General features: G+C 73.3%; 23 protein-coding genes. 19 read left to right on the forward strand and 4 right to left on the reverse strand.

The genetic code is table 11. The annotated features are described in order from the left end of the window. Window positions 1-36: 36 nt before the first annotated feature. The 9 genes from lsrB to xylB all read left to right on the forward strand — a co-directional run bounded on the left by lsrB (window position 37) and on the right by xylB (window position 10,551). Window positions 37-1,086 (forward strand): autoinducer 2 ABC transporter substrate-binding protein LsrB, encoded by a 1,050-nt coding sequence (gene lsrB / locus ACF0H8_RS05275; RefSeq protein ID WP_395287932.1) that lies wholly within the window; start codon window positions 37-39, stop codon window positions 1,084-1,086. Window positions 1,087-1,176: 90 nt separating this feature from the next. After that, window positions 1,177-2,151: a sugar-binding transcriptional regulator gene (locus ACF0H8_RS05280; protein WP_395287933.1), complete on the forward strand. Its 975-nt coding sequence runs from the start codon at window positions 1,177-1,179 to the stop codon at window positions 2,149-2,151. A gap of 45 nt (window positions 2,152-2,196) precedes the next feature. Next, a complete protein-coding gene (gene lsrK / locus ACF0H8_RS05285) occupies window positions 2,197-3,753 on the forward strand; it encodes an autoinducer-2 kinase (RefSeq protein ID WP_395287934.1) in 1,557 nt (518 codons plus the stop codon). Between the two features lie 18 nt (window positions 3,754-3,771). Then, on the forward strand, window positions 3,772-4,161 hold the full coding sequence (locus ACF0H8_RS05290; protein ID WP_395287935.1) for a cupin domain-containing protein: 390 nt from the start codon (window positions 3,772-3,774) through the stop codon (window positions 4,159-4,161). Window positions 4,162-4,197: 36 nt separating this feature from the next. After that, complete coding sequence (gene lsrF / locus ACF0H8_RS05295; protein WP_395287936.1) at window positions 4,198-5,085, forward strand: 3-hydroxy-5-phosphonooxypentane-2,4-dione thiolase; 888 nt, start codon at window positions 4,198-4,200, stop codon at window positions 5,083-5,085. Window positions 5,086-5,221: 136 nt separating this feature from the next. Beyond that, window positions 5,222-6,379, forward strand: coding sequence for a class II aldolase/adducin family protein (locus tag ACF0H8_RS05300; protein WP_395287937.1), 1,158 nt, complete (start codon window positions 5,222-5,224; stop codon window positions 6,377-6,379). Window positions 6,380-6,438: 59 nt separating this feature from the next. Further along, window positions 6,439-7,602 (forward strand): acyl-CoA dehydrogenase family protein, encoded by a 1,164-nt coding sequence (locus ACF0H8_RS05305; RefSeq protein WP_395287938.1) that lies wholly within the window; start codon window positions 6,439-6,441, stop codon window positions 7,600-7,602. A 319-nt stretch (window positions 7,603-7,921) separates the two neighbouring features. Beyond that, window positions 7,922-9,112, forward strand: coding sequence for a xylose isomerase (gene xylA, locus ACF0H8_RS05310; RefSeq protein ID WP_395290816.1), 1,191 nt, complete (start codon window positions 7,922-7,924; stop codon window positions 9,110-9,112). An 11-nt stretch (window positions 9,113-9,123) separates the two neighbouring features. Next, window positions 9,124-10,551, forward strand: a complete 1,428-nt coding sequence (gene xylB / locus ACF0H8_RS05315; protein ID WP_395287939.1) for a xylulokinase — start codon at window positions 9,124-9,126, stop codon at window positions 10,549-10,551. A 29-nt stretch (window positions 10,552-10,580) separates the two neighbouring features. Here the strand turns inward: xylB and ACF0H8_RS05320 are convergent, their stop codons facing one another. Together ACF0H8_RS05320 and ACF0H8_RS05325 are read right to left on the reverse strand one after the other, a co-directional pair. After that, complete coding sequence (locus ACF0H8_RS05320) at window positions 10,581-11,249, reverse strand: potassium channel family protein (RefSeq protein ID WP_395287940.1); 669 nt, start codon at window positions 11,247-11,249, stop codon at window positions 10,581-10,583. 60 nt (window positions 11,250-11,309) lie between these two features. Beyond that, window positions 11,310-12,680, reverse strand: a complete 1,371-nt coding sequence (locus ACF0H8_RS05325; protein ID WP_395287941.1) for a TrkH family potassium uptake protein — start codon at window positions 12,678-12,680, stop codon at window positions 11,310-11,312. Window positions 12,681-12,838: 158 nt separating this feature from the next. Between ACF0H8_RS05325 and ACF0H8_RS05330 the strand changes: the two genes are divergently transcribed. The 3 genes from ACF0H8_RS05330 to ACF0H8_RS05340 all read left to right on the forward strand — a co-directional run bounded on the left by ACF0H8_RS05330 (window position 12,839) and on the right by ACF0H8_RS05340 (window position 14,552). Continuing rightward, on the forward strand, window positions 12,839-14,011 hold the full coding sequence (locus tag ACF0H8_RS05330; protein WP_395287942.1) for an acetoin utilization protein AcuC: 1,173 nt from the start codon (window positions 12,839-12,841) through the stop codon (window positions 14,009-14,011). A gap of 148 nt (window positions 14,012-14,159) precedes the next feature. Continuing rightward, the gene (locus tag ACF0H8_RS05335) at window positions 14,160-14,375 is read left to right on the forward strand and encodes a helix-turn-helix domain-containing protein (RefSeq protein ID WP_395287943.1); all 216 of its coding nucleotides are present in this window, start codon (window positions 14,160-14,162) and stop codon (window positions 14,373-14,375) included. A 78-nt stretch (window positions 14,376-14,453) separates the two neighbouring features. Continuing rightward, a complete protein-coding gene (locus tag ACF0H8_RS05340; protein WP_005504750.1) occupies window positions 14,454-14,552 on the forward strand; it encodes a 30S ribosomal protein bS22 in 99 nt (32 codons plus the stop codon). Between the two features lie 131 nt (window positions 14,553-14,683). Here ACF0H8_RS05340 and ACF0H8_RS05345 read toward each other — a convergent pair whose 3' ends face one another. Further along, a complete protein-coding gene (locus ACF0H8_RS05345; RefSeq protein ID WP_395287944.1) occupies window positions 14,684-15,517 on the reverse strand; it encodes an HAD family hydrolase in 834 nt (277 codons plus the stop codon). 56 nt (window positions 15,518-15,573) lie between these two features. On the opposite strand from ACF0H8_RS05345, the gene ACF0H8_RS05350 reads away from it, so the two are divergent. Then, complete coding sequence (locus tag ACF0H8_RS05350) at window positions 15,574-15,828, forward strand: glutaredoxin family protein (protein WP_395287945.1); 255 nt, start codon at window positions 15,574-15,576, stop codon at window positions 15,826-15,828. 104 nt (window positions 15,829-15,932) lie between these two features. Here ACF0H8_RS05350 and ACF0H8_RS05355 read toward each other — a convergent pair whose 3' ends face one another. Then, window positions 15,933-16,508 (reverse strand): YceI family protein, encoded by a 576-nt coding sequence (locus ACF0H8_RS05355; protein ID WP_395287946.1) that lies wholly within the window; start codon window positions 16,506-16,508, stop codon window positions 15,933-15,935. A gap of 189 nt (window positions 16,509-16,697) precedes the next feature. Between ACF0H8_RS05355 and ACF0H8_RS05360 the strand changes: the two genes are divergently transcribed. The 6 genes from ACF0H8_RS05360 to ccsB all read left to right on the forward strand — a co-directional run bounded on the left by ACF0H8_RS05360 (window position 16,698) and on the right by ccsB (window position 22,182). Then, the gene (locus ACF0H8_RS05360) at window positions 16,698-17,222 is read left to right on the forward strand and encodes a MarR family winged helix-turn-helix transcriptional regulator (protein WP_395287947.1); all 525 of its coding nucleotides are present in this window, start codon (window positions 16,698-16,700) and stop codon (window positions 17,220-17,222) included. 119 nt (window positions 17,223-17,341) lie between these two features. After that, complete coding sequence (locus ACF0H8_RS05365) at window positions 17,342-18,025, forward strand: histidine phosphatase family protein (protein ID WP_395287948.1); 684 nt, start codon at window positions 17,342-17,344, stop codon at window positions 18,023-18,025. Then, a complete protein-coding gene (locus ACF0H8_RS05370; RefSeq protein ID WP_395287949.1) occupies window positions 18,022-18,618 on the forward strand; it encodes a TlpA family protein disulfide reductase in 597 nt (198 codons plus the stop codon). The genes ACF0H8_RS05365 and ACF0H8_RS05370 overlap by 4 nt, the downstream gene beginning before the upstream one ends. Then, window positions 18,615-19,397, forward strand: coding sequence for a cytochrome c biogenesis CcdA family protein (locus ACF0H8_RS05375; protein ID WP_395287950.1), 783 nt, complete (start codon window positions 18,615-18,617; stop codon window positions 19,395-19,397). Before ACF0H8_RS05370 ends, ACF0H8_RS05375 begins: the two co-directional genes overlap by 4 nt. Then, window positions 19,397-21,196 (forward strand): cytochrome c biogenesis protein ResB, encoded by a 1,800-nt coding sequence (locus tag ACF0H8_RS05380; protein WP_395287951.1) that lies wholly within the window; start codon window positions 19,397-19,399, stop codon window positions 21,194-21,196. Before ACF0H8_RS05375 ends, ACF0H8_RS05380 begins: the two co-directional genes overlap by 1 nt. Continuing rightward, complete coding sequence (gene ccsB, locus ACF0H8_RS05385; protein WP_395287952.1) at window positions 21,196-22,182, forward strand: c-type cytochrome biogenesis protein CcsB; 987 nt, start codon at window positions 21,196-21,198, stop codon at window positions 22,180-22,182. The genes ACF0H8_RS05380 and ccsB overlap by 1 nt, the downstream gene beginning before the upstream one ends. The last annotated feature ends 35 nt before the right edge of the window (window positions 22,183-22,217 follow it).

Raw genomic sequence — 22,217 nt, forward strand, 5'->3', positions numbered from 1 at the left:
CCGGCGGCGGCGTCGCACGACGATTGGAAACGTTCGATGAAGAATCGCATCAAGATCGCGGCGGGACTCGCTGCCGCGGCTCTCGCCCTCACCGCGTGCTCGTCAGCCGAGGGTGACAGCGGGAGCGGTGGCACCGCGGACCAGCCCCAGGTGGCCTTCATCCCCAAGCTCACGGGCGTCGGCTTCTTCGAGGGCGGCGGCGCCGGCGCCGAGGCGGCTGGTCCGGACCACGGGCTCGACGTCCAGTACCTCGGGTCGCCGGAGGCGTCGGTGGCCAAGCAGGTCGAGCTGATCAACTCCTACACGCAGCAGGGCTACCAGGGGATCATCGTCTCGTCGGTCTCTCCCGACGGCCTGTGCCAGTCCCTCAAGCAGGCCATGGACCAGGACGTCGTCGTGCTGACGTGGGACTCGGACACCAACCCCGAGTGCCGGCAGTTCTACGTCAGCCAGGGGACCCCGGACCAGCTCGGCTCCCTGCTCGTCGAGATGGTCACCGAGGACCTCCCCGCCGACGAGGCGGCCAAGGTGGCCTTCCACTACTCCAGCCCCACCGTCACCGACCAGAACCAGTGGGCCGAGGTGGCCAAGGGCATCATCGCCGAGGAAACCTCCTGGGAGGTCGTCGACACGGTCTTCTCCGAGAACCAGACCGAGCTCGCCGTGCAGCAGGCCGAGGCGCTGATCAACGCCAACCCCGACCTGAAGGCGATCATCGCGCCCGACGCGAACGCGCTCCCCGGCACCGCCCAGGCCCTGGAGAACCTCGGCCGCGAGGACATCATCCTGGTGGGCTTCTCCACGCCCAACGTGATGAAGGAGTACATCAAGAACGGCACGCTCAAGCGGTTCGCGCTATGGGACGTGGAGCAGCAGGGCGCCCTGTCCGTCGCGGTGGCGGCCCACCTGCTGGAGGGCAACGAGCTCAACGTCGGGGACACCCTGGAGGCCGACGGCTTCGGGACGCTCGAGGTGCAGCCGAACTCCGTCCAGGGTTACGACTACGAGGCAGAGGGCAACGGCATCATCGTGATGCCCGAGCGCACCGTCTTCACCGCGGACAACATCGACGACTACGACTTCTAGCCGGTCCGGGGTGGGGCGTGCGGCGCCCCACCCCGGCGGCTCGAGGCCACACCCCCCGGGCTCCGGCGGGGACGACAAGAAGGGGCGACCGTGCTCAGGAGAGCTGGCGAGGAGTGGGAGGCGGAGGAACAGCTCCTCCGTGTCGCGTGGTACTACTACGTCGACCAGCTCACCCAGGACGAGATCGCGAAGCGGCTGGCGGTATCGCGGCCGTCGGCCGGACGGCTGCTGGAGCGTTGCCGCCAGAGCGGCATCGTGTCCTTCACGATCGGCTCGGACCACTTCGACGCCTTCAAGGTCGGGCGCAAGCTTAAGGACACCTTCGGGCTCCGTGAGGCGCTCGTCCCGCCCGCGCTCGACGACGCCGCCCTGGACCAGGCCGGCACCAACCGGCGGCTGGCGCGCGGCGGGGCGCAGTACCTGCAGAACCACCTCAAGCCCGGGGACATGCTCGCCATGGGCTGGGGCGACACCGTGCAGGCGACCGTCGACCACGTCGCCGTCGACCTCATGACGCGGGTCAGCACCGTGACGCTGACCGGCGGGGTGAACGCCTACGTGAGCACCCTGCGCAGGGTCCGGGGCCCGGCCGCCGAGGGCTGCACCGACGCGGTCATCCCGGCGCCGATCGTGGTGTCGTCCCGGGAGCTCGCCCAGGCCCTCCGGCAAGAGGCCGGCGTGCGCGAGGTCATCGACCTCTCCCGCAACGCCGACCACGCGCTCGTCGGCATCGGCGCGGTGACCGGTCAGGCCACCCTGGCGCAGCTGGGGTACGTGACCGACGACGAGCTCGCCGTCATCGCCGAGGCGGGCGCGGTGGGGGACATCTTGGGCATGTTCTACGACGAGCAGGGGCGCATCGTCGACCTGCCGATCCACGACCGCCGCATCGGCATCGGCATCGACGAGCTGCGCGCCGTCCCCAACGTGGTGGGCGTCGCGGGCGGCCCGAACAAGCTCCGCGCGATCCGCGGGGCGCTGCGTGGCGGGTACCTCGACGTGCTCGTCACCACGGAGGAGGTCGCGCGCGCGCTCCTCGAGGCCGAGGGCGTGGCCGTCGACTGACGCGCCCCGGCACCGCTACATCCAGCACCAGGAGAGGTCAGAAGAGTGAGTCATGTCCTAGCCGTCGACGCCGGCACGGGATCGTGCCGTGCGGTGGTCTTCGACGCCCTCGGCACCCCCGTCGCCACCAGCAGCAGGGCTTGGGAGCACGACCCCGAGCCCGGGATCCCGGGGTCCATGGGGTTCGCCGTCGACCGGAACTGGGCCCTCGTCGTCGACCTCGTCCGGGAGGCCCTCGCCACCGCCGGGGTCCCCGCCGCCGAGGTGGTGGCCGTGAGCGCCACCTCCATGCGGGAGGGGCTCGTCGTCCTCGACGCGGAGGGCCGGGAGATCTGGGGATGCGCCAACGTCGACGCCCGCGCCGGTGCCGAGGTGGCCGAGCTCGCGGCCCGCGGCGGCGTGGAGCAGCAGGTGTACCACCGCTCCGGCCAGACCTTCGCGCTCGCGGCGCAGCCGCGGCTGCTGTGGCTGGCACGGCACCGCCCCGAGGTCTACGACCGCGCCCGCACGGTCCTCATGCTCAGCGAGTGGGTCCTCTACCGGCTGTCCGGCGTGCGGGCCATGGAGCCGTCCAACGGGTCGACGTCGGGCATGGTGGCGCTGGCGACCAGGGACGCGGACGACGAGCTGGCCTCGATCTGCGGCCTGCGCACCGGGCTGCTGCCCGATGTCGTCGAGCCGGGCACCGTGCTGGGGCCCGTGACCTCGGCCGCTGCGCGCGACACCGGCCTCGACCCGGGCACCCTGGTCGTGGTCGGCGGCGGCGACGCCCAGCTGGCCGCCCTCGGCGTCGGACTGACCGAGCCCGGCCAGGCGCTCGTCGTCGCCGGCACCTTCTGGCAGCAGGTGGTGAACCTTCCCGAACCCGTCACCGACCCTCAGATGCGGGTGCGCGTCAACGCGGCGGCGCTGCCGGGGCTGTGGCAGGCGGAGGCCATCGCGTTCCACGCCGGGACGGCGGTGCGCTGGTTCCGCGACACCTTCGCCGGCCCGGAGGTGGCCGCGGCCCGAGCGGACGGGCGGGACCCGCTGGACGTGCTCACGGAGGCCGCCGCGGAGATCCCCATCGGTTCGGAGGGAGTCATCCCCATCTTCTCGGACGTCATGAACTACCGGCGCTGGAAGCACGCGGCGCCCTCCTTCCTCAACCTCTCGCTGGACGGCGGCCCTCGCCTCCGGTCGGCGATGTTCCGCTCGCTCCTGGAGAACGCGGCGATCGTGGCGCGGGAGAACCTGGCGCTCGTGGAGGACTTCACCGGCGCGCACCCGGACCGGGTGGTCCTCGCCGGGGGCTCGGCGAAGAGCCTCGTGTGGACGCAGATCGTCGCGGACGTGCTGGGCCGCCCCCTGCGGATCCCCGCCGTCACTGAGGCCACCGCACAGGGCGCGGCCGCCTGCGCCGCGAGCGGCGCGGGCCTGTTCGCCTCCCCGGCCGAGGCCGCGGCGGGCTGGGTGCGGTGGGACCGCGAGGTGGAGCCGGACCCTGCGCACCACGAGGCGTACGAGGACGTCGTCGACCGGTGGTCGCGGGCGTATGCCGCGCAGCGCGCACTGATGACAGCGGGACTGACCACGCCCATGTGGCAGGCCCCGGGAACCTGAGAAGAAAGAGAATCGACGATGGAGACGAGCAAGGTCGACAGCGCGCCGTACCGCTTCGGCGAGTACGGGCCCGGCTACCTGCTGAGAGGCCCGCGGACGGACTTCGGCGTGGTGCGCCTGCGCCCCGGGGACGACGCCTCGAACCACTACCACGCGCAGATCGAGGAGACCTTCGTCGGCCTCGAGGGTGAGGCGACGCTGTGGCTCAACTGCACGGAGCGGTACGTGCTTCGGGCGGGTGACGTGTACCGGTGCGAGCCAGGGGAGATGCACTACTTCGTCAACGAGTCGGGCTCCGACTTCCGGGCGCTCTTCGTCAAGGCTCCCTACGACCCGGCCGACGGCGTGCAGGTGCCCTGGACGCCCGGCGAGCCCGTGCCGGACCGCGCCGCGCACGCGAACAGCTGACCTACCTCCCACCAACCACCGATCGGACGGACCCACATGGCTGACCTCGACGGCAACCTCGCCGCCAAGAACTACCACCTCGACACCCCGCAGGACTCGGAGGGCTTCCACGTCAAGGGCGCAGCGAGCCTGGACTTCGGCATGAAGCACCGGCTCGGCCGCATCTTCGACGCCGCGTCCGGCAGGACGGTGATGCTCGCGTTCGACCACGGCTACTTCCAGGGCCCCACCCGCGGGCTTGAGCGAGTCGACCTCAACATCGTGCCCCTCGTCCCAGAGGCGGACGCGCTCATGGCCACCCGCGGCATCATCCGCACCGTGATCCCGCCTAGCAGCACCAATGCCCTCGTCGTGCGGGCCTCGGGCGGGCCGTCCATCCTCAAGGAGCTGTCGGACGAGCGCATCGCGATGGACATCTCCGACGCGGTCCGCATCGACGCCAACGCGGTGGCGGTCCAGGTGTTCATCGGGGGCGAGAACGAGACGCAGTCGGTGCACAACATGACCCGGCTCGTCGACGCCGGGCTCTCGCACGGCATCCCCGTCCTGGGCGTCACCGCGGTCGGCAAGGAGCTCACCCGGGACGCGCGCTACCTCGGCCTGGCCACCCGGATCATCGCCGAGCTCGGCGCGCAGATGGTGAAGACCTACTACTGCGAGGAGGGGTTCGCCGAGGTCACCGCCGCCTGCCCGGTGCCGGTGATCATGGCCGGCGGGAAGAAGCTGCCGGTCGCCGACGCCCTCACCATGGCGCGCCGCGCCATCGACGAGGGGGCCGCCGGCGTCGACATGGGCCGCAACATCTTCCAGCGTACGAACCCCCTCGCCATGATCCAGGCCGTCCGGGCGGTGGTGCACGCCGAAGTGACCGCCCAGGAGGCGGCGAGGCTGTACGCGGACCTCTCGGGCGGTGCCGAGGACTGATCCCGCGGGCCCTGCGCCGCGCCACCCCGTGTCGCGCAGGGCGACTCGGGCCCCCTTGGAGCCGCCGCCGTAAGGCGGAGGAAGGAACAAGAACGTGCGCCACATGGCCCCGTGGACGACACCGTCCGGTGTGGACGTGGCAGCGGCTCCGCCGACCGACGCCGTGGAGCGCCTGGTCGGCGAGACGCTGCACGCCTCACGACTCCTCGGGCGCGACCCCTTCCTCGTGCTGCACGGCGGCGGCAACACGTCGGCCAAGACGGCGGACCACCTCTGGGCGAAGGCCTCCGGCTTCGACCTCGGGCAGCTGGGCCGCGAGGGCCTGGTCCAGCTCCGCAACGACGTCCTCGCCAGGATGCTGGCGACCTGGGGGCTGAGCGACGGCGAGATGATGGCCGGCTACGAGAAGGCCACCGTCGGCACGGGCGCTCCCGCGCCGACCATCGAGAGCCTCCTGCACCACGCCCTGCCGCTCGCCTCGGTGCTCCACACCCACGCCGACGCGATCGTCGCGCTCACGGACACGGTCCACGGGCCCTCCCTCCCCGCCGAGGCGCTCGGGGACGGCGTCATCGTCCTGCCGTACGTGATGCCGGGGTTCGACCTCGCCACCACCGTCGCCGCGGCCCGGCGGGACCGCGGTGACGGGGCCCGCGCCGTGGTCCTCGCCCACCACGGGCTCTTCACGATGGGCGACGACCCCCGCGAGGCCTACGAGCGCCACGTCGAGCTGGTGGCCCGCGCCGAGGACTTCGTCGCCAGCGAGACGGGCCTCGCGCTCGCCGCCCCGCTGCCCGTCACCGGAGGGGACGTGGCGCCGGCCGGCCTGGACGGGCTGCGCGAAGACCTGGAGGCCCACGCGACCGTCCCTCCCCACGTCGCCGCCTGGCAGGACGGGGAGGTTCGGGAGTTCATCAGCCGGCCGGACCTGCACGAGGTCTCGCAGCGAGGGCCGACCACGCTGGAGCACGTGATCCGGACCAAGCGCGTCCCGATGATCGACGGTGACGTCGCCGGGTACGTGCGCCGGTACGCCCACTACGTCGAGCGGCACAGACAGCGATCCCCGGCCGTGCGCATGCTCGACCCCGTTCCTCGGGTGGTCCTCGACGGCACCCTCGGGCTGGTGACGACCGGGCCGGACGCGCGCGCCGTCGGCGCGGTGCGGGACATCTACCGGCACACCATCCGGATCATCACCGCTGCCGAGAGGCTCGGCGGGTACCGGACGATGAGCGAGGCGCAGGCTTTCGACATCGAGTACTGGGAGCTGGAGCAGCGGCGGCTGCGGTGACGGGACCCGGCGGCACCGGCATAGGGTCGCCGGAGGAACCGACCGCAGAAGGGCTGCCCATGACGTCCCACCGTCAGGTCCTCACCGAGGACCTCCTCGACCGTATCCGCGAGCGCGCGCCCCGCTACGACGCCGAGAACGCCTTCTTCGACGAGGACCTCGCCGACCTCAAGGAGGCGGGGTACCTCAGGGCCTTCGTGCCGGAGGAGCTCGGCGGCGCGGGGCTCACCCTGGAGGAGATGGCGAGCGAGCAGATGCGCCTCGCCGCGGCGGCGCCGGCCACGGCGCTCGCCGTGAACATGCACCAGGTGTGGGTCGGCGTCGCCCGGGTGGTGCACGCCCGGGGGGACTCCTCCACCGACTTCATCCTCTCCGAGGCCGCCGCCGGCGAGGTGTTCGGCTTCGGCGTCTCCGAGGCCGGCAACGACCTGGTGCTCTTCGGCTCCGTCAGCGAGGCCCGGCCCGACGGCGAGGGCGGGTACTCCTTCCACGGCACCAAGATCTTCACCTCGCTCGCCCCCGCCTGGACGCGCCTGGGCACCTTCGGCACCGACTCCTCCGGCGACGACGGGCCCCACAACGTCTGGGGCTTCGTCACCCGCGACGGCGGCGGCGTGGAGACCGTCGGGGAGTGGGACACGCTCGGCATGCGCGCGTCGCAGTCCTTCTCCACCCGGCTGGACGGCGCGCACGCCTCCGCCGACCGCGTCGTCCGCCGCATCCCGCCCGGCCCGACCATGGACCCGTTCGTCTTCGGCATCTTCGCCAACTTCGAGATCCTGCTGGCCTCCGTCTACGCCGGGCTGGCGCGCCGGGCGATCGAGGTGGCGGTGGAGACCGTGAAGAAGCGACGGTCGCTGAAGAACGACGCCCCCTACGCCCACGACCCGGACATCCGCTGGCGCCTGGCCGACGCCGCGATCCAGCTCGACGCGGTCTACCCCCAGATCACCCTGCTGGCCCGCGACGTGGAGAACCAGGCGGACCGCGGCGCGCTGTGGATGCCGCAGCTGTCGGCGGTGAAGTCCCGCGCGACCGAGGTGGCCCTGGACGTGGTCACCAAGACGATGCGGGCCGCGGGCGGGTCCGCGTACTCGAACGACAGGGAGCTCTCGCGGCTGTACCGCGACGTCCTCGCGGGCATCTTCCACCCCAGCGACGACGAGTCCGTCCACGCCGCGTGGGCGAACGCGCTCCTGGGACCGGTGACGCCGAAGGCCTGAGTGCGACCGGCGGGAGCTCCTCGCCGGCCCGGCGGGCCGACGCCTGGGGCGCTGCTCGCGATGATCCGGTCCTCGATCACCTCCTCGGCGAGCCGCGAGGTCGTCGAGCGGGTCATGCCGGTGGCCGCGGGGAGCGAGGCGCGGGAGAGTGGCTCCGCGGAGGCGAGAGGAGCGCCCGGGTGAGGACGACGGAACCGTCCTCGCGAAGGGACGATCGCCGGGCGGGCGCTCCCCGCCGCCGGGGGAGCGCCCGTTGCGCGTGCACGGGGCTGTTGGTCATGGGCCCTACAACAGATCTCGACGAGGAGAGAGAACCATGATGGTGCGCAAGCCCACCCCCGAAGACCGCTTCTCCTTCGGCCTGTGGACCGTCGGCTGGACGGCCCGTGACCAGTTCGGCGAGGCGACCCGTCCGGCGCTCGACCCCTGGGAGTACGCGACCAGGCTCGCCGAGCTCGGTGCCTGGGGCGTCACCTTCCACGACAACGACGTGGTCCCGTTCGGCGCCGACGACGCCACCCGCGAGGAGATCCTCACGACCTTCAAGAAGGCCGTGGACGACGCGGGCCTCGTGATCGAGATGGTCACCACCAACACGTTCAGCCACCCGGTGTTCAAGGACGGCGCCCTCACCTCCAACGACCGGTCCGTGCGCCGCTTCGCCCTGCGCAAGATCCTGCGCAACGTCGACCTCGCCGCCGATCTCGGCGCGGAGACGTTCGTGATGTGGGGCGGCCGGGAGGGCAGCGAGTACGACAACGCCAAGGACGTCCACGCCGCCCTGAACCGCTACGCGGAGGGCATCGACACCGTCGCCGGCTACATCAAGGACAAGGGGTACGGGCTGCGCATCGCCCTGGAGCCCAAGCCCAACGAGCCCCGCGGTGACATCCTCCTGCCCACGGTGGGCCACGCCCTCGGCCTCATCGCCCGGCTCGAGAACGGTGACGTCGTGGGCCTGAACCCCGAGACCGGCCACGAGCAGATGGCGGGGCTCAACTACACCCACGGGCTGGCCCAGGCGCTGTGGTCGGGCAAGCTGTTCCACATCGACCTCAACGGCCAGCGCTCGATCAAGTTCGACCAGGACCTCGCGTTCGGCCACGGCGACCTGCTCTCGGCGTTCTTCACGGTCGACCTGATCGAGAACGGCTTCCCGGGCGCCGGGCAGGACGGCCCCATGTACACCGGGCCCCGCCACTTCGACTACAAGCCGTCGCGCACCGAGGGCTTCGACGGCGTGTGGGACTCCGCGCGGGCGAACATGGAGATGTACCTGATGCTGGCCGAGAAGGCGAAGGCCTACCGGGCCGACCCCGAGGTCCAGGCGGCCCTGGAGCAGGCCGGCGTGCTGGAGCTCTCAGAGCCGACCCTGGGCGAGGGCGAGACCCTCGAGGCCTTCCTCGCCGACCGCAGCGCGTTCGAGGACTTCGACGCCGAAGCCGCCGCCGAGCGGGACTTCGGCTTCGTGCGCCTCCACCAGCTGGCGCTGCGCCACCTCGTCGGCTGAGCGGGGCGGGCATGCGCGAGACGCTCATCGCGGGGATCGACTCCTCGACCCAGTCGTGCAAGGTGGTGGTGCGCGACGCCGCCACGGGCGCGCTGCGCCGGTTCGGGCAGGCCCCGCACCCGGACGGCACCGAGGTCGATCCCGCGGCGTGGTGGGACGCCCTGCAGGCGTCGGTCGCCGCGGCCGGCGGGCTCGACGACGTCGCCGCCGCGAGCGTGGCGGGCCAGCAGCACGGCCTCGTCGCGCTGGACGCCGAGGGAGAGGTCATCCGCCCAGCGCTGCTGTGGAACGACACCCGCAGCGCGGGGGCGGCGCGGGACCTGGTCGCCGAGCTGGGCCCGGCCGCCTGGGCGGGGGCCACCGGCTCGGTGCCGGTCGCCTCGCTCACGGTCACCAAGCTGCGCTGGCTCGCCGACCACGAGCCGGAGAACGCCGCCCGCGTGGCGGCCGTGGCGCTGCCGCACGACTGGCTGACCTGGAAGCTGGGCGGGGCGACGAGCTTCGACACGCTGGTCACGGACCGGTCGGACGCCTCGGGCACGGGGTACTTCGACACCGCCCGCGGCGTCTACCGGCGCGACCTGCTGGCGCTCGCGCTGCGGCGCGACGACGTCGAGGGCATCGTGCTGCCCCGCGTGCTCGCCCCCGGGTCCGAGGCGGGCCGCGGCGACCCCGCGGCCGGCCTCGACCACGTGGTGCTCGGCCCGGGCGCCGGGGACAACGCCGGCGCCGCGCTCGGCCTGGGGATGGTCCGCGGCGACGTGGCCATCTCCATCGGCACCTCGGGCGTGGTCAGCGCCGTGGCCCCCGAGCCGGTCGCGGACCCCACCGGGCTGGTGGCCGGGTTCGCCGACGCCACGGGCTCGTTCCTGCCGCTGGCGGTCACCCTGAACGGCTCCCGCGTGCTGGACGGCGCGGCGCGGCTGCTCGGGGTCGACCACGCCAGCCTCAGCGAGCTGGCGCTGGCCGGCCCCTCGGGCGCCGGAGGCCTGACGCTGGTGCCGTACCTCGAGGGGGAGCGGACCCCGAACCTCCCCGAGGCCACCGGGTCGCTGCTCGGGCTCACGGTGTCGACCATGACACCGGAGCACCTCGCCCGCGCCGCGGTGGAGGGCCTGCTGTGCGGCCTGGCCGACGGGCTCGAGGCGGTCGCGGCCCAGGGGGTCCCGGTCGAGCGCATCCAGCTCATCGGCGGCGCGGCCCGCTCGGCGGCCGTGCGCCGGGTGGCGCCCGGCATCCTGGGCCGGGCCGTGCAGGTGCCGGTCCCGGGCGAGTACGTCGCCGACGGCGCGGCGCGCCAGGCCGCCTGGGTGCTGTCCCAAGCTCCGGAGCCGCCCACCTGGAGCACGGCGGAGGTCCGCACGTACGAGGGCGAGCCCACGCCGCAGGTCCGTGAGCGGTACGCCGCCCGCCGCCACCTCGTGGCCAACCGCGACTGACGCGCCTTCCTCCCCGCGGGGGGCGCCGGCTACGGGCGGTGCGCGAACCGCTCCAGGAGCCCGGAGTCGCCGCTGACGATGAGCAGGTCGTCCGCGCCGATGCGGGTGTCCTGCGACGCGTACTCGAACGGCTCCCCCGGCGGCTTCACGCCGATCACCGTGATGCCGTAGCGCTCGCGGATCTTCGACTCCCCGACCGTGAAGCCGTGGGTCTCGCGCGGCGGGCGCATCTTGACGATGGTGAAGCCGTCCTCCATCTCGATGTAGTCGAGCATGCGGCCGGACACCATGTGGGCCACGCGCTGGCCGGCGTCGTACTCCGGGTACACCACGTGGTGGGCGCCGATGCGGCGGAGGATGCGGCCGTGCTCGGCGCTGATCGCCTTGGCCCAGATCTGCGGCATCTCGATGTCGACGAGGTTGCCCGTGATGAGCACGGAGGCCTCGAGGTAGGAGCCCACGCCGACGACCGCGACGGGGAAGTCCTCGGCGCCGAGCTGCTCGAGCGCCTCGGGGTTGGTCGCGTCGGCCTCCACCACGGGCAGCCGGTTGGACCACTGCTGCACCAGGACCGGGTCCTTCTCGACGGCCAGGACGTCGCGGCCGAGCCTGTCCAGAGTCGCGGCCATGGCGGCCCCGAACCGCCCGAGGCCGATCACGAGCACGCCGGCGTCCCGGGACTCGGGCTTCTCTGCCATTCCTCAGCTCCTTGGTCGGCCACGCGCGGGCCGTGGTCGATTGTCCACCCTCGGCGCGCCTCAGCCGATGATGGGCCGCTCGTTGGGCATGCGGATCACGCGGCGGCGCTCGCGGAGCGCCAGGGCCGCGGCCACGGTCATGGTCCCCGTGCGGCCGGCGTACATGAGCGCCACGAGAACGTACTTGCCGGCGTCGGGAAGGCCGGGGGTGATGCCGGTGCTGAGCCCGACCGTCGCGAACGCGGAGATGACCTCGAACAGGATCACGTCCAGACGCAGGTCCGTGACCATCAGCAGCAGCAAGGTGGAGACGCCTACCAGCGTCGAGCCGATGAAGGCCACCGAGACCGCGAGCCGCACGGTGGAGGAGCCGATGCGGCGGCCGAAGGCCTCGATGTCACGGTCGCCCCGGGCCTCGGCGACGATCGCCAGCACCAGCACCGCCAGGGTGGTGACCTTGATGCCGCCCGCCGTGGAGGCGCTGCCGCCCCCGACGAACATCAGGGCGTCCATCATGAACCAGGTCGCCTCCCGCATGTCCCCGACGTCCACGGTCGACAGGCCCGAGGAACGCGGCGCTAGAGCGTGCACGAGGCTGACCAGGATCTTCTCGTCGGCGGGCAGCTGTGCGAGGGTCGCGCGGTTCGTCCACTCGAACATGGCGATCGCGAAAGTCGCGCCCAGCGCGAGCGCCCCGTACGTCACCAGGCTGAGCTTGGCGTGCAGGCTCCACCGGCGCGGGGTGCGCCACAGCCGCGCGACGTTGAGGATCACCGGGAAGCCGATGGCCCCGAAGAACGTACCGAAGACGATGGGCAGGCCGAGCCACCAGTCGCCGGCGTACGGGGTGAGGCCGCCCTCGACGATGACGAAGCCGGCGTTGTTGAAGATGCTCAGCGCCATGAACAGGCCGTGCCACAGCGCCGATCCGAAGCCGTTCCCCTGCTGGAGGAACCAGGGCACGAGTATGAGGGTGAGCACTGCTTCGAAGACAAGGGAGGCGACGACAACCGCCCGGATCAGGGAGCCGACCTCGCCCAGCCGGGCGGTTTTCGTCTCGCTGGCGGCGAGCATCCGCTGGGTCAGACCGATGCGTCGTGAGACCGCGAGGCCGAGGATCGAGGCGAGGGTCATGACACCCAGGCCGCCGATCTTGATACCGACGAGGATCGCGGCCTGACCGAATGGGGACCAGTAGGTCGCCGTGTCGACCGTGACGAGGCCGGTGACGCACACGGCCGAGGTGGCGGTGAAGAGCGCGTCGACGAACGGGGCGCGCTCTCCGGACGCCGTGGCCGCCGGGAGGGAGAGCAGCGCCGTCTCCAGGGCGATGATCGTCGCGAAGACCAGGAGCGCGAGGCGGGCGGGGGAGTTGCGGGCGATGCGGTCGACCCAGTCCCGGACGGCACCCAGCGCGTCGGGTATCGCCACCCTCGCCACGAGACCCCCTAGTTTCCGACGGTCACCCCCGGGCAGGGGGCGGCGCGTGGCCCGCGGCGGCGGGCCACGCCCCACCTTGGCACAACGGGCCCTGCGCCACCCGCACGGACGGCACCGTGCCGGGGCGGTGGTGCCGCTACGGTGAGGCGGTGCCCACCGCCGCGCTGCTGGTCTGGTCCGAGGACCTCGTCAGCTACGACTTCGGTCTCGCCCACCCCATGACGCCGGTGCGGCTGCTGCTGACCCACCGGCTCCTGGCCGACCTCGGGGTGCTCGACGGGCTGCGCACCGTCCCCGCCCCGGTCGCCGCCGACGAGGACCTGCTCCGCGTGCACACCCCCGAGTACGTCGCCGCGGTGCGCCGGGCCGAGGAGGACGGCCGGCCGCGACCCGAGCACGGCCTCGGGGACGAGGACACCCCCGTGTTCGGGCAGGTGCACACCGCCTCGGCGCGGATCGTCGGCTCGACCCTCGCGGCGGCGGGGGCGGTGTGGCGGGGGGAGGCGGACCGGGCGGTCAGCATCGCCGGGGGCATGCACCACGCGATGCCGAACCGGGCCTCCGGGTTCTGCGTGTACAACGACGCCGCGGTCGCGATCTCCTGGCTGGTCGAGCAGGGGGCGCGCGTGGCCTACGTCGACCTGGACGCCCACCACGGCGACGGCGTGGAGCGGGTCTTCTGGGACGACGACCGGGTGCTCACGATCTCGGTGCACCAGCACCCGCGCAGCCTCTTCCCGGGCACCGGCTACGCGCAGGACATCGGCTCCGCCCACGCCCGCGGCACGGCCGCCAACGTGGCGCTGCCCGCGGGGACCTCCGACAGGGCCTGGCTGCGCGCCGTGGAGGCGGTGGCCGCGCCGCTCGTGCGCGCGCACGCCCCCGACGTCCTCGTCACCCAGCACGGCTGCGACTGTCACGGCAGCGACCCCCTCGCCCAGCTGGACGTCTCGGTCGACGCCCAGCGCGCGGCGCAGCTGCTCATGTCCGAGCTCGCCGATCGGGACACGTCCGGGAAGTGGGTGGCGCTCGGAGGCGGCGGCTACGAGGTGATCGGGGTGGTGCCGCGGGCGTGGGCGCACCTGGTGGCCACTGCCGCGGGCCGGCCCCTCGACCCGGGGACGGCCGTGCCGGAGGCGTGGCGCGCGCACGTCCGCGAGCTCGCGGACGTCGCGGCGCCGACCACGATGACGGACGGCCGCGACGGCGCCTTCGCCCGGTTCTCGGACGGGTACAACCCCGACGACGACGCCGACCGGGCGATCCTTGCGACACGCCAGGCCGTCTTCCCCTGGCACGGCCTCGACCCCCTGCTCGACTGAGGAGCGCGGGCCGGCGACCGGCGGCGGGGGCCGCGAGGCGTTCGTCACAAGCCGCGCGTGGGAAGCATTTCGTCCACGAGCCGGTTAGCCCTATATTTCGGATCGGAGATACCTGCCGCCAGGGCGGGCACGAACAGGACGGGTGGACATGGCCGAGCAGCAGGGAGCGCCGCGTTTCCTCACCGTCGCCGAGGTCGCCGAGCTCATGCGGGTGTCCAAGATGACGGTCTACCGCATGGTGCACGCGGGCGAGCTGCCCGCCGTGCGGATGGGGCGGTCCTTCCGCGTGCCGCAGGTCGCGGTGGAGAACCTCATCAACGAGGGCCTCGGCGAGTGGGGCCAGGCGTCCGCCGGCGGTCGTTGAGGGTAGGATCGTCCCGTTCTGCGCGTGGCCGCGTTCGTCGCGCGCGCCCAGCTACGTCTGCAACTGAGAGGTCCCCCTATGGGCTCGGTCATCAAGAAGCGCCGCAAGCGCATGTCCAAGAAGAAGCACCGCAAGCTGCTCCGCAAGACCCGTCACCAGCGTCGCAACAAGAAGTGACGCCCGGGCGCCCGGTGGCGCCCGTGACCCCAGGCCCGGCCGCGTGCCGGGCCTGAGTCGTCACCGGGCCCGAACCCCTCGGCGCGGGCCCTGAGGCCAGCGGGTCCGCCTGGCCCTGCGGCACCTGGGCGCTACGGCACCGGCTCCGCGGCCGAGCGCCCCGCGCGCTGACGCAGCACGCCGCGGACGACGACCGCGACCGCCCACGCGGTGCCGGCCCACCGGGCCGATCGGGCGCCGCGGCGCAGGTCCTGGCGCATCGAGCGGCGGCGCCGGCCGAAGTCGCGCACCGTCCACCCGGCCGCGGCGGCGTGCAGCCGCATGCGCGGCTCCGGGTTGATCGCGCACGGGTGCGCCACCGAGCTCAGCAGCGGCACGTCGTTGACGGAGTCGCCGTAGGCGTAGGAGCTGTCCAGCTCGATGCCCCTCGCGGCGGCCAGCGCCCGCACGGCCGACCGCTTGCCCGGCCCGTGCAGCAGGTCGCCCTCCAGCCGGCCGGTGTAGTAGCCGTCCACGCTCTCCGCCCGGGTCCCGATCGAGCCCGTGGCGCCCAGCCGGCGCGCGATGAGGTCCGAGATCTCGACCGGGGTGGCGGTGACGAGCCACACCTCGTGCCCGGCGGTCAGGTGGTCGCGGAGCAGCGCGCGGGTGCCCGGGAAGACGCGGCTGCCGAGCACCTCGTCGTAGACGTCCTCGCCGATGGAGACGATCTCGGCGACCGACAGGCCGCGGCTGATGCGCAACGCCCGCCCCCGCACCGCGGCGATGCGGTCCAGGTCCTCCCCGAAGAGCATGAACGCCGCCGCGTGGCGGGCGAAGAACGCGATGTCCCGCAGCCGGAACAGCCGGCGCCGGTAGAGCTCGCGGGCGAGGTGGTAGCCGCTCGCGCCGCGGATGACGGTGTTGTCGACGTCGAAGAAGGCGGCCGCCCGCCCCGGCGCGGCGGGAGCCTGAGCAGCTGGCACCTTCCCAGCGTAACGGCGGCCGCGCCGGCGCGACGACGGCGCGTAGGGTCTGGCCCATGAGCCCCACCGCCGACGTCCCCCGCGTGGTCCTGTACGGCCGCGCCGGCTGCCACCTGTGCGACCAGGCACGCGCCATGCTCGAGCGCCTGCGCGAGGAGACGGGGGAGGGGTTCGCCGAGGTGGACGTCGACGCCGACGCGGGCCTGCGCGAGCGGTACGGCGAGCTGGTGCCCGTGGTGACGGTGGACGGGGTGCAGCAGGGGTACTGGCGCATCGAGGCCTCGCGGGTCCGCGCGGCGCTCGCCCGGTAGGCGCCGCCCCGGCGAAGGTGCACGGACGACGACGGCGGTGCCTGGGGAGCAGGCACCGCCGTCGTGGCAGCGAGGGGCGGCCGGGCCGCCCGTTCAGGCGAGGATCAGGCCTGCGCCTCGGCGTCGGCCGCGCCGGCGGCGGCGGTCTCGGTCGGGGTGGCCTCGACCTCGAGGAGGATCTTCACCTTGTCGCCCACGAGGAAGCCGCCGGTCTCCATGGCGGCGTTCCAGGTGAGGCCGAAGTCCTTGCGGGAGATCTCGGTGGCGGCGGAGAAGCCGACGCGGTTGGCGCCGAAGGCGTCCACGACCGCGCCGTTGAACTCCACGTCCAGCTCGATTGGCTTAGTCACGCCGTTGATGGTCAGGTCGCCCTTGAGGGTGAACTCCTCGCCGGAGCCCTCCACGCCGGTGGAGACGAAGGTCCAGGTCGGCTTGTTCTCTGCGTCCCAGAAGTCGGCCGAGCGCAGGTGGCCGTCACGGTTGGCGTCGCCGGTGTTGATGGAGGACGCGTCGATGGTCACGGTCGCGGAGGAGGCCGCGAAGTCCTCGGCCACGGTGAGGGAGCCGTCGAACTTCTCGAACTTGCCGCGGACCTTGGAGATGCCGGCGTGGCGGACCGTGAACGAGACGTCGGTGTGGGCCTGGTCGATGACGTAGGTGCCTGCGGGGATGCTGGCCATGGTTGCTCCTTGTGAGGCCGGAAATAGTTGACGCCTCAACTATGACGGATGGTTCTCGGTGTCGCAAGGGGTTTCGGTGCGCGTTCTTGCGCGCTGGGAGGAGCCCCGGGGAACAATGGCGGACGGCGTGCCCGATGATTGACCATGGCGAGGGTGCCGTGCCTGCCCGGCGCGAGGAAGGTGAGTGGGATGACCGCGAGCGCGCGGACCTCGGTGCGCTGGCTCGACGAGGAGCAGCAGCACAGCTGGCGCCAGCTCCTGCGGGGCTCGGCGCAGCTCTTCGAGGACCTCAACCACGACCTGGAGCAGCAGTCCGGCCTGTCGATGAGCGAGTACGAGGTGCTGGTGCGCCTCTCGGAGGCCGAGGGGCGCACGCTGCGGATGTCCGCGCTCGCCGCCGACCTCGTCCACTCCCGCTCCCGCCTCACGCACACCATCCGACGCATGGAGCAGGCGGGGCTGGTGGAGCGGCGCACCTGCGCGGAGGACCGCCGGGGCGTCAACTGCACGCTCACCGCCGCCGGGTACGCGCGGCTGGAGCAGGCCGCCCCGGGGCACGTGCAGTCGGTGCGGGACCGCCTGGTGGACCGCATCACCCCCGAGCAGCTGCGCCTGTTGGGGGAGATCATGGCCACGTTCGTGCACGGCGAGGAGCCCGGGCACACCCCGCCCGGGCGGCACGGCGGCTCGGAGGGGACCGGCTGGGCCCACTAGGCGCCCGCGGCTGGTCCGCCCCTCCGGGGCCGTCCTGGGAGCGCCGCCACGACGGTCCTCCCGGTGCCGTCCGGACGTGGACGCACGGACCTCCCAGCGGAGTTTGCGACACTGGGGCCATGCAGCGAACGACGGTCCACCTCATGCGGCACGGCGAGGTGCACAACCCGGACGGCATCCTGTACGGGCGGCTCCCGGGCTACCGGCTCTCCGGCCGCGGCCAGGCGATGGCCACCCGCGTCGCCGACGTGCTGCACTCCGGCGGGCACGACATCCGCGCCGTCATCGCCTCCCCGCTGCAGCGGGCCCAGGAGACGGCCGGGCCGACCGCCGCGGCGTACGGCGTCGGCGTCGCCGAGGACGCGCGTCTGATCGAGGCGATCAACCACTTCGAGGGTGTGGCCGTGAACCGGGACCGCTCGGTCCTGGCCCATCCGCGCAACTGGCACGTCTACCGCAACCCGCTGCGCCCCAGCTGGGGCGAGCCGTACCGGGAGCAGGTCGCGCGCATGAGCGGCGCGATCTCCTCCGCGCTCACCCTGGCCGCCGGCGGCGAGGCCCTGCTGGTCAGCCACCAGCTGCCGATCTGGGTGACCCGGCTGTTCCTCGAACGGCGCCCGCTGGTCCACGACCCGCGGCGCCGGCAGTGCGCGCTGGCGTCGCTGACGTCGCTGACCTTCGACGGGCGCAGGCTGGTGGGCCTGAGCTACTGGGAGCCCGCGGGCGAGCTGCTGCTGGGCGCCGAGGACATGGTGCCCGGCACCTCGGCGGCCGAGGAGAACGTCGGCGAGGGCCGCTCGTGAGCGCGCGCACGCGGGGAGCGCTCGCCGCGGTCGGTGCCGGCGCGCTCGCGCTGTCGCTCGCCGCCTGCGCGCCCGGCGGGACCGGCCAGGCGGCGGGCGCGTCCGCCGACGTCGGCTACGTGGCGGGTGACGGCTCCTTCGCGACCTGGGAGCCGGAGGAGCGCGGGGACGCCGTCGAGCTGGCCGGCACGACGTACGCCGGCGAGACGGTCGACCTGGCCCACTGGCGCGGCGACGTCGTCGTCCTCAACTTCTGGTACGCCGCCTGCCCGCCGTGCCGGGCCGAGGCGCCCGACCTCAAGGCCCTGCACGACGACTACGCCGACCGGGGCGTGCGCCTGCTCGGGGTCAACCCCCGCGACGACGCCGGGGCGGCACAGGCCTTCGAGCGCACCTTCGAGGTGCCGTACCCGTCGCTGCACGACGAGGGCGCCCGGGCCGTCGCGGCCATGGAGGGCGTGGTGCCGCTGCAGGCCATGCCGTCGACCGTGGTGCTCGACCAGCAGGGCCGCGTCGCGGCCCGCATCCTCGGCCAGCTCGACCCCGACATCCTGCGCGGCCTGGTGGACGACACCCTCGCCGAGGAGGCGTGACACCGGCCGTGTGGGGTGACATCGCGCAGGTCTTCGAGCGGACGGTGCTCGACGGCTCCATGCTGGCGGCGCTACCCGTGGCCGCGATCGCGGGCCTGATCTCCTTCGCCTCCCCGTGCGTGCTGCCGCTGCTGCCCGGCTACGTCGGCTACCTCGGCGGGATGACCGGGGCCGGCACCGACCCCGCGCCCGGCCGCGGCGGCCAGCGCCGCCTGCTGACCGGCGTGCTGCTCTTCGTGGCCGGCTTCACGGCGGTCTTCGTGCTCCTGGGCGTGGTCTTCTCCCTGGCGGGCATCGCGCTGCAGCAGCACCTCGACCTGATCATGCGGGTCATGGGCGCGGTAGTCGTCGTCATGGGCCTGGCCTTCATGGGGGCCGTCCCCGCCCTGCAGCGCGAGCGGCGTCTCCACCTGACGCCGCGGCAGGGCGTTTGGGGCGCGCCGGCCCTCGGCGTCGTCTTCGGGCTGGGCTGGGCGCCGTGCATCGGCCCGACCCTCGCCGCCGTGCTGAGCCTGTCCTTCGGCGGCGCCGACCCCGCCCGCGGGGCCGCCCTCGCCGTCGCCTACTGCCTGGGGCTGGGCGTGCCGTTCGTGGTCCTGGCGATGGCCTTCGCGCGCTCCACCCGCACCCTGGGCTTCCTGCGCCGGCACCGCCGGGGCATCCAGCTCGCCGGCGGCGCCCTGCTGGTCCTGCTGGGCCTGGCGCTCCTCACAGGCGTGTGGGGCACGTTCTCCGGGTACCTCCAGGGCCTGGTCGCAGACTTCGAGACGGTGGTGTGATGGCGCGGCTGCTGCGGAGCAACGACGCCGACCCGACGAACCTCAGCTCCAAGGCGGGCCAGCAGGCCGCGGGCCTGGAGGGGCCAGCTGCTGAGGGGGCGCCCGGCACGGGCGACGGCGCACGCAAGCCCGCCCCGGGCGGGGCCCGCGGCGCGGCCGCCTCACCGGGCGGCGCCGCCACCCAGCCGGCGCTCGGGCTGCGCGGGTGGCTGCGCTGGATGTGGCGGCAGCTGACGAGCATGCGGGTGGCGCTGATGCTGCTGCTGCTCCTCGCCGTCGCCGCCGTGCCCGGCTCCTTCTTCCCGCAGGAGCCCCAGGACCCGGCGGCCGTGGACCAGTACTTCACCGACCACCCGGACCTCGCGCCGTGGCTGGAGCGGCTGGGCTTCTTCGACGTCTACGCCTCGCCCTGGTTCGCCGCCGTCTACCTGTTGCTGTTCACCTCGCTCATCGGGTGCATCGTGCCGCGCATCGCCGTGCACTGGCGCGCCCTGCGGTCGCAGCCGCCGCGCGTGCCGCGCACCTTCCGGCGCTTCCCGGTGCGGGGCGAGCGCGTGGTGCCGGGCGCTCCCGCGGACGTCGAGCGCAAGGTCATGGCGGCCCTCAGGGGCCGCTACCGGGCGGTCGTGACCGACGACGGCATCACCGCCGAGCGGGGCTACCTCCGCGAGACGGGCAACCTGCTCTTCCACCTGTCGCTGGTGAGCATCCTGCTCTCCCTGGCGGCGGGGCAGCTGTTCAGCTACCGAGGGCAGGCCGTGGTGGTGGAGGGGCAGTCCTTCGCCAACTCGGTGGTCGCGTACGACTCCTTCGACCCCGGCACCTTCTTCGACCCCGGCTCGCTCGAGCCGTTCACCTTCACCCTGGAGGAGTTCACCTCCGAGTTCACGGTCGACGCCCAGGCCCGCGACTTCCAGGCGCACGTGACCGTCACCGAGCCCGGCGGCGAGACCCGGCGCGAGACCATCCGGGTGAACCACCCCATGAGCGCCGGCGGCGCCAACGTCTACCTCTCCGGCAACGGGTTCGCCCCCCGGGTCACGGTCCGTGACGGCGCCGGCGAGGTGGCCTTCTCGGGGGCCGTGCCGTTCCTGCCCGAGGACGGCGTCTACACCTCGCGCGGCGTCATCAAGGTCCCCGACGTCAGCGCCGGCCAGGAGCAGCTCGGCCTCACCGGCGCCTTCCTGCCCACCGCCGTCGTCGCACCCGACGGCAGCGGCGCCTTCTCCATCCACCCCCAGCCCAACGACCCCCTCATGGTGCTGACGCTCTGGGCCGGTGACCTGGGCCTGGACGCCGGGGTGCCGCAGAACGTCTACGTGCTCGACACCGACGGGATGCGCCAGGTCCACGAGGAGGCCCCGGACGGCTCGGCCGGCTCGGCGGAGGACGGTCAGCAGCCGGTGACCCTGTACCTGCGGCCGGGCGAGACCGTCGAGCTGCCCGAGGGGCTGGGGACGGTCACCTTCGACTCTCTGCCCCGCTTCGCCGCGCTCGACCTGCGCTACGACCCCTCGCTCCCGTGGCTGCTCGGCTCCGCGGTCGCCGCGATGCTGGGCCTGTTCGGGTCGCTGTTCGTGCCCCGCCGGCGCCTGTGGGTCCGGCTCACGGCAACCGACGGCGGCACGGCCGTCTCCGCGGCGGCGCTCGCCCGCGGGGACGACCCCGGCCTCGCCGCGGACCTCGACCGCGTCCTGTCAGCCGCGGGTGCCCCGGTGCACAATGAACCGGCCGGCCGCTCCGGCGCCGCGGCCGCGACCACGACCGCCGGGGCGTCCCCGGCCCAGGAAGGACACTGATGCCCGAGAGCACGCTCGGCCAGCTGAGCACGGTGCTGGTCTACGGCGCGATGGCGGCCTACACCGTCGCCCTCGTCGCCTTCGCCGTCGACCTGTCGGGTCTGCGCGACCGCGGGCCGGAGGGCCGCCGGCGCAGGGCCGTGGGCATCGCGATGGCCACCACCTGGCTCGGTGCCGTGCTGCACCTCGCCGGCGTGGCGACGCGCGGCCTCGCAGCGGGCCGGGTGCCCTGGGCGAACATGTACGAGTTCTCGATCCTGTCCACGCTCATGGCCGTGGCGCTGTTCCTGGGCCTCCAGCGCGGCCGGGACATGCGGTTCCTGGGCACGTTCGTGATGGGCCCGGTGCTGCTCCTCATGGGCGTCGCCGTCTCGGTGCTGTACGTACGGGCCGACGGCGTGCAGCCGGCTCTGGACAGCTACTGGCTGGTCATCCACGTCTCCGTGGCCACCCTCGCGACCGGCGTGTTCGTCGTAGCCGCCACGCTCTCCGCGATGCAGCTGTTCAAGGAGCGGTCGGAGCTGCGCGCCTCGCACGCGGACGCCGACGGCCCGCGCGGGTCCGGTGCGCCCGACGCGCGCGGTGCCGGCCTGGGCACCGCCGTCGCCGCGGCCCCCGCGACCGCCCCGCGTCAGCGGCTCTGGGGCCGGCTGATGGAGGTCGTGCCGTCCTCGGCGGAGCTGGAGCGGCTGGCGTTCCGGCTCAACGCCGTGGCGTTCATGATGTGGACCTTCACGATCATCGCGGGCGCGATCTGGGCCGAGCACGCCTGGGGTCGCCCGTGGGGGTGGGACCCCAAGGAGGTCTGGTCCTTCGTGGTGTGGGTGGTCTACGCGGCCTACCTGCACGCCCGGGCCACGCGCGGCTGGGAGGGGCGCCGGGCGGCGTACCTGTCGCTCTTCGGCTTCGCGTGCATCCTCGTGAACTACTTCGGCGTCAACCTGCTCTCCGACACGAGCCTGCACTCCTACAGCGGCCTGGGCTGATCCCCGGGCCGAGCGTCGTGGTCGTGGCGGGCGCG

The organism is Georgenia sp. AZ-5 (genome assembly GCF_043952095.1).
Taxonomy (GTDB): Bacteria; Actinomycetota; Actinomycetes; order Actinomycetales; family Actinomycetaceae; genus Georgenia.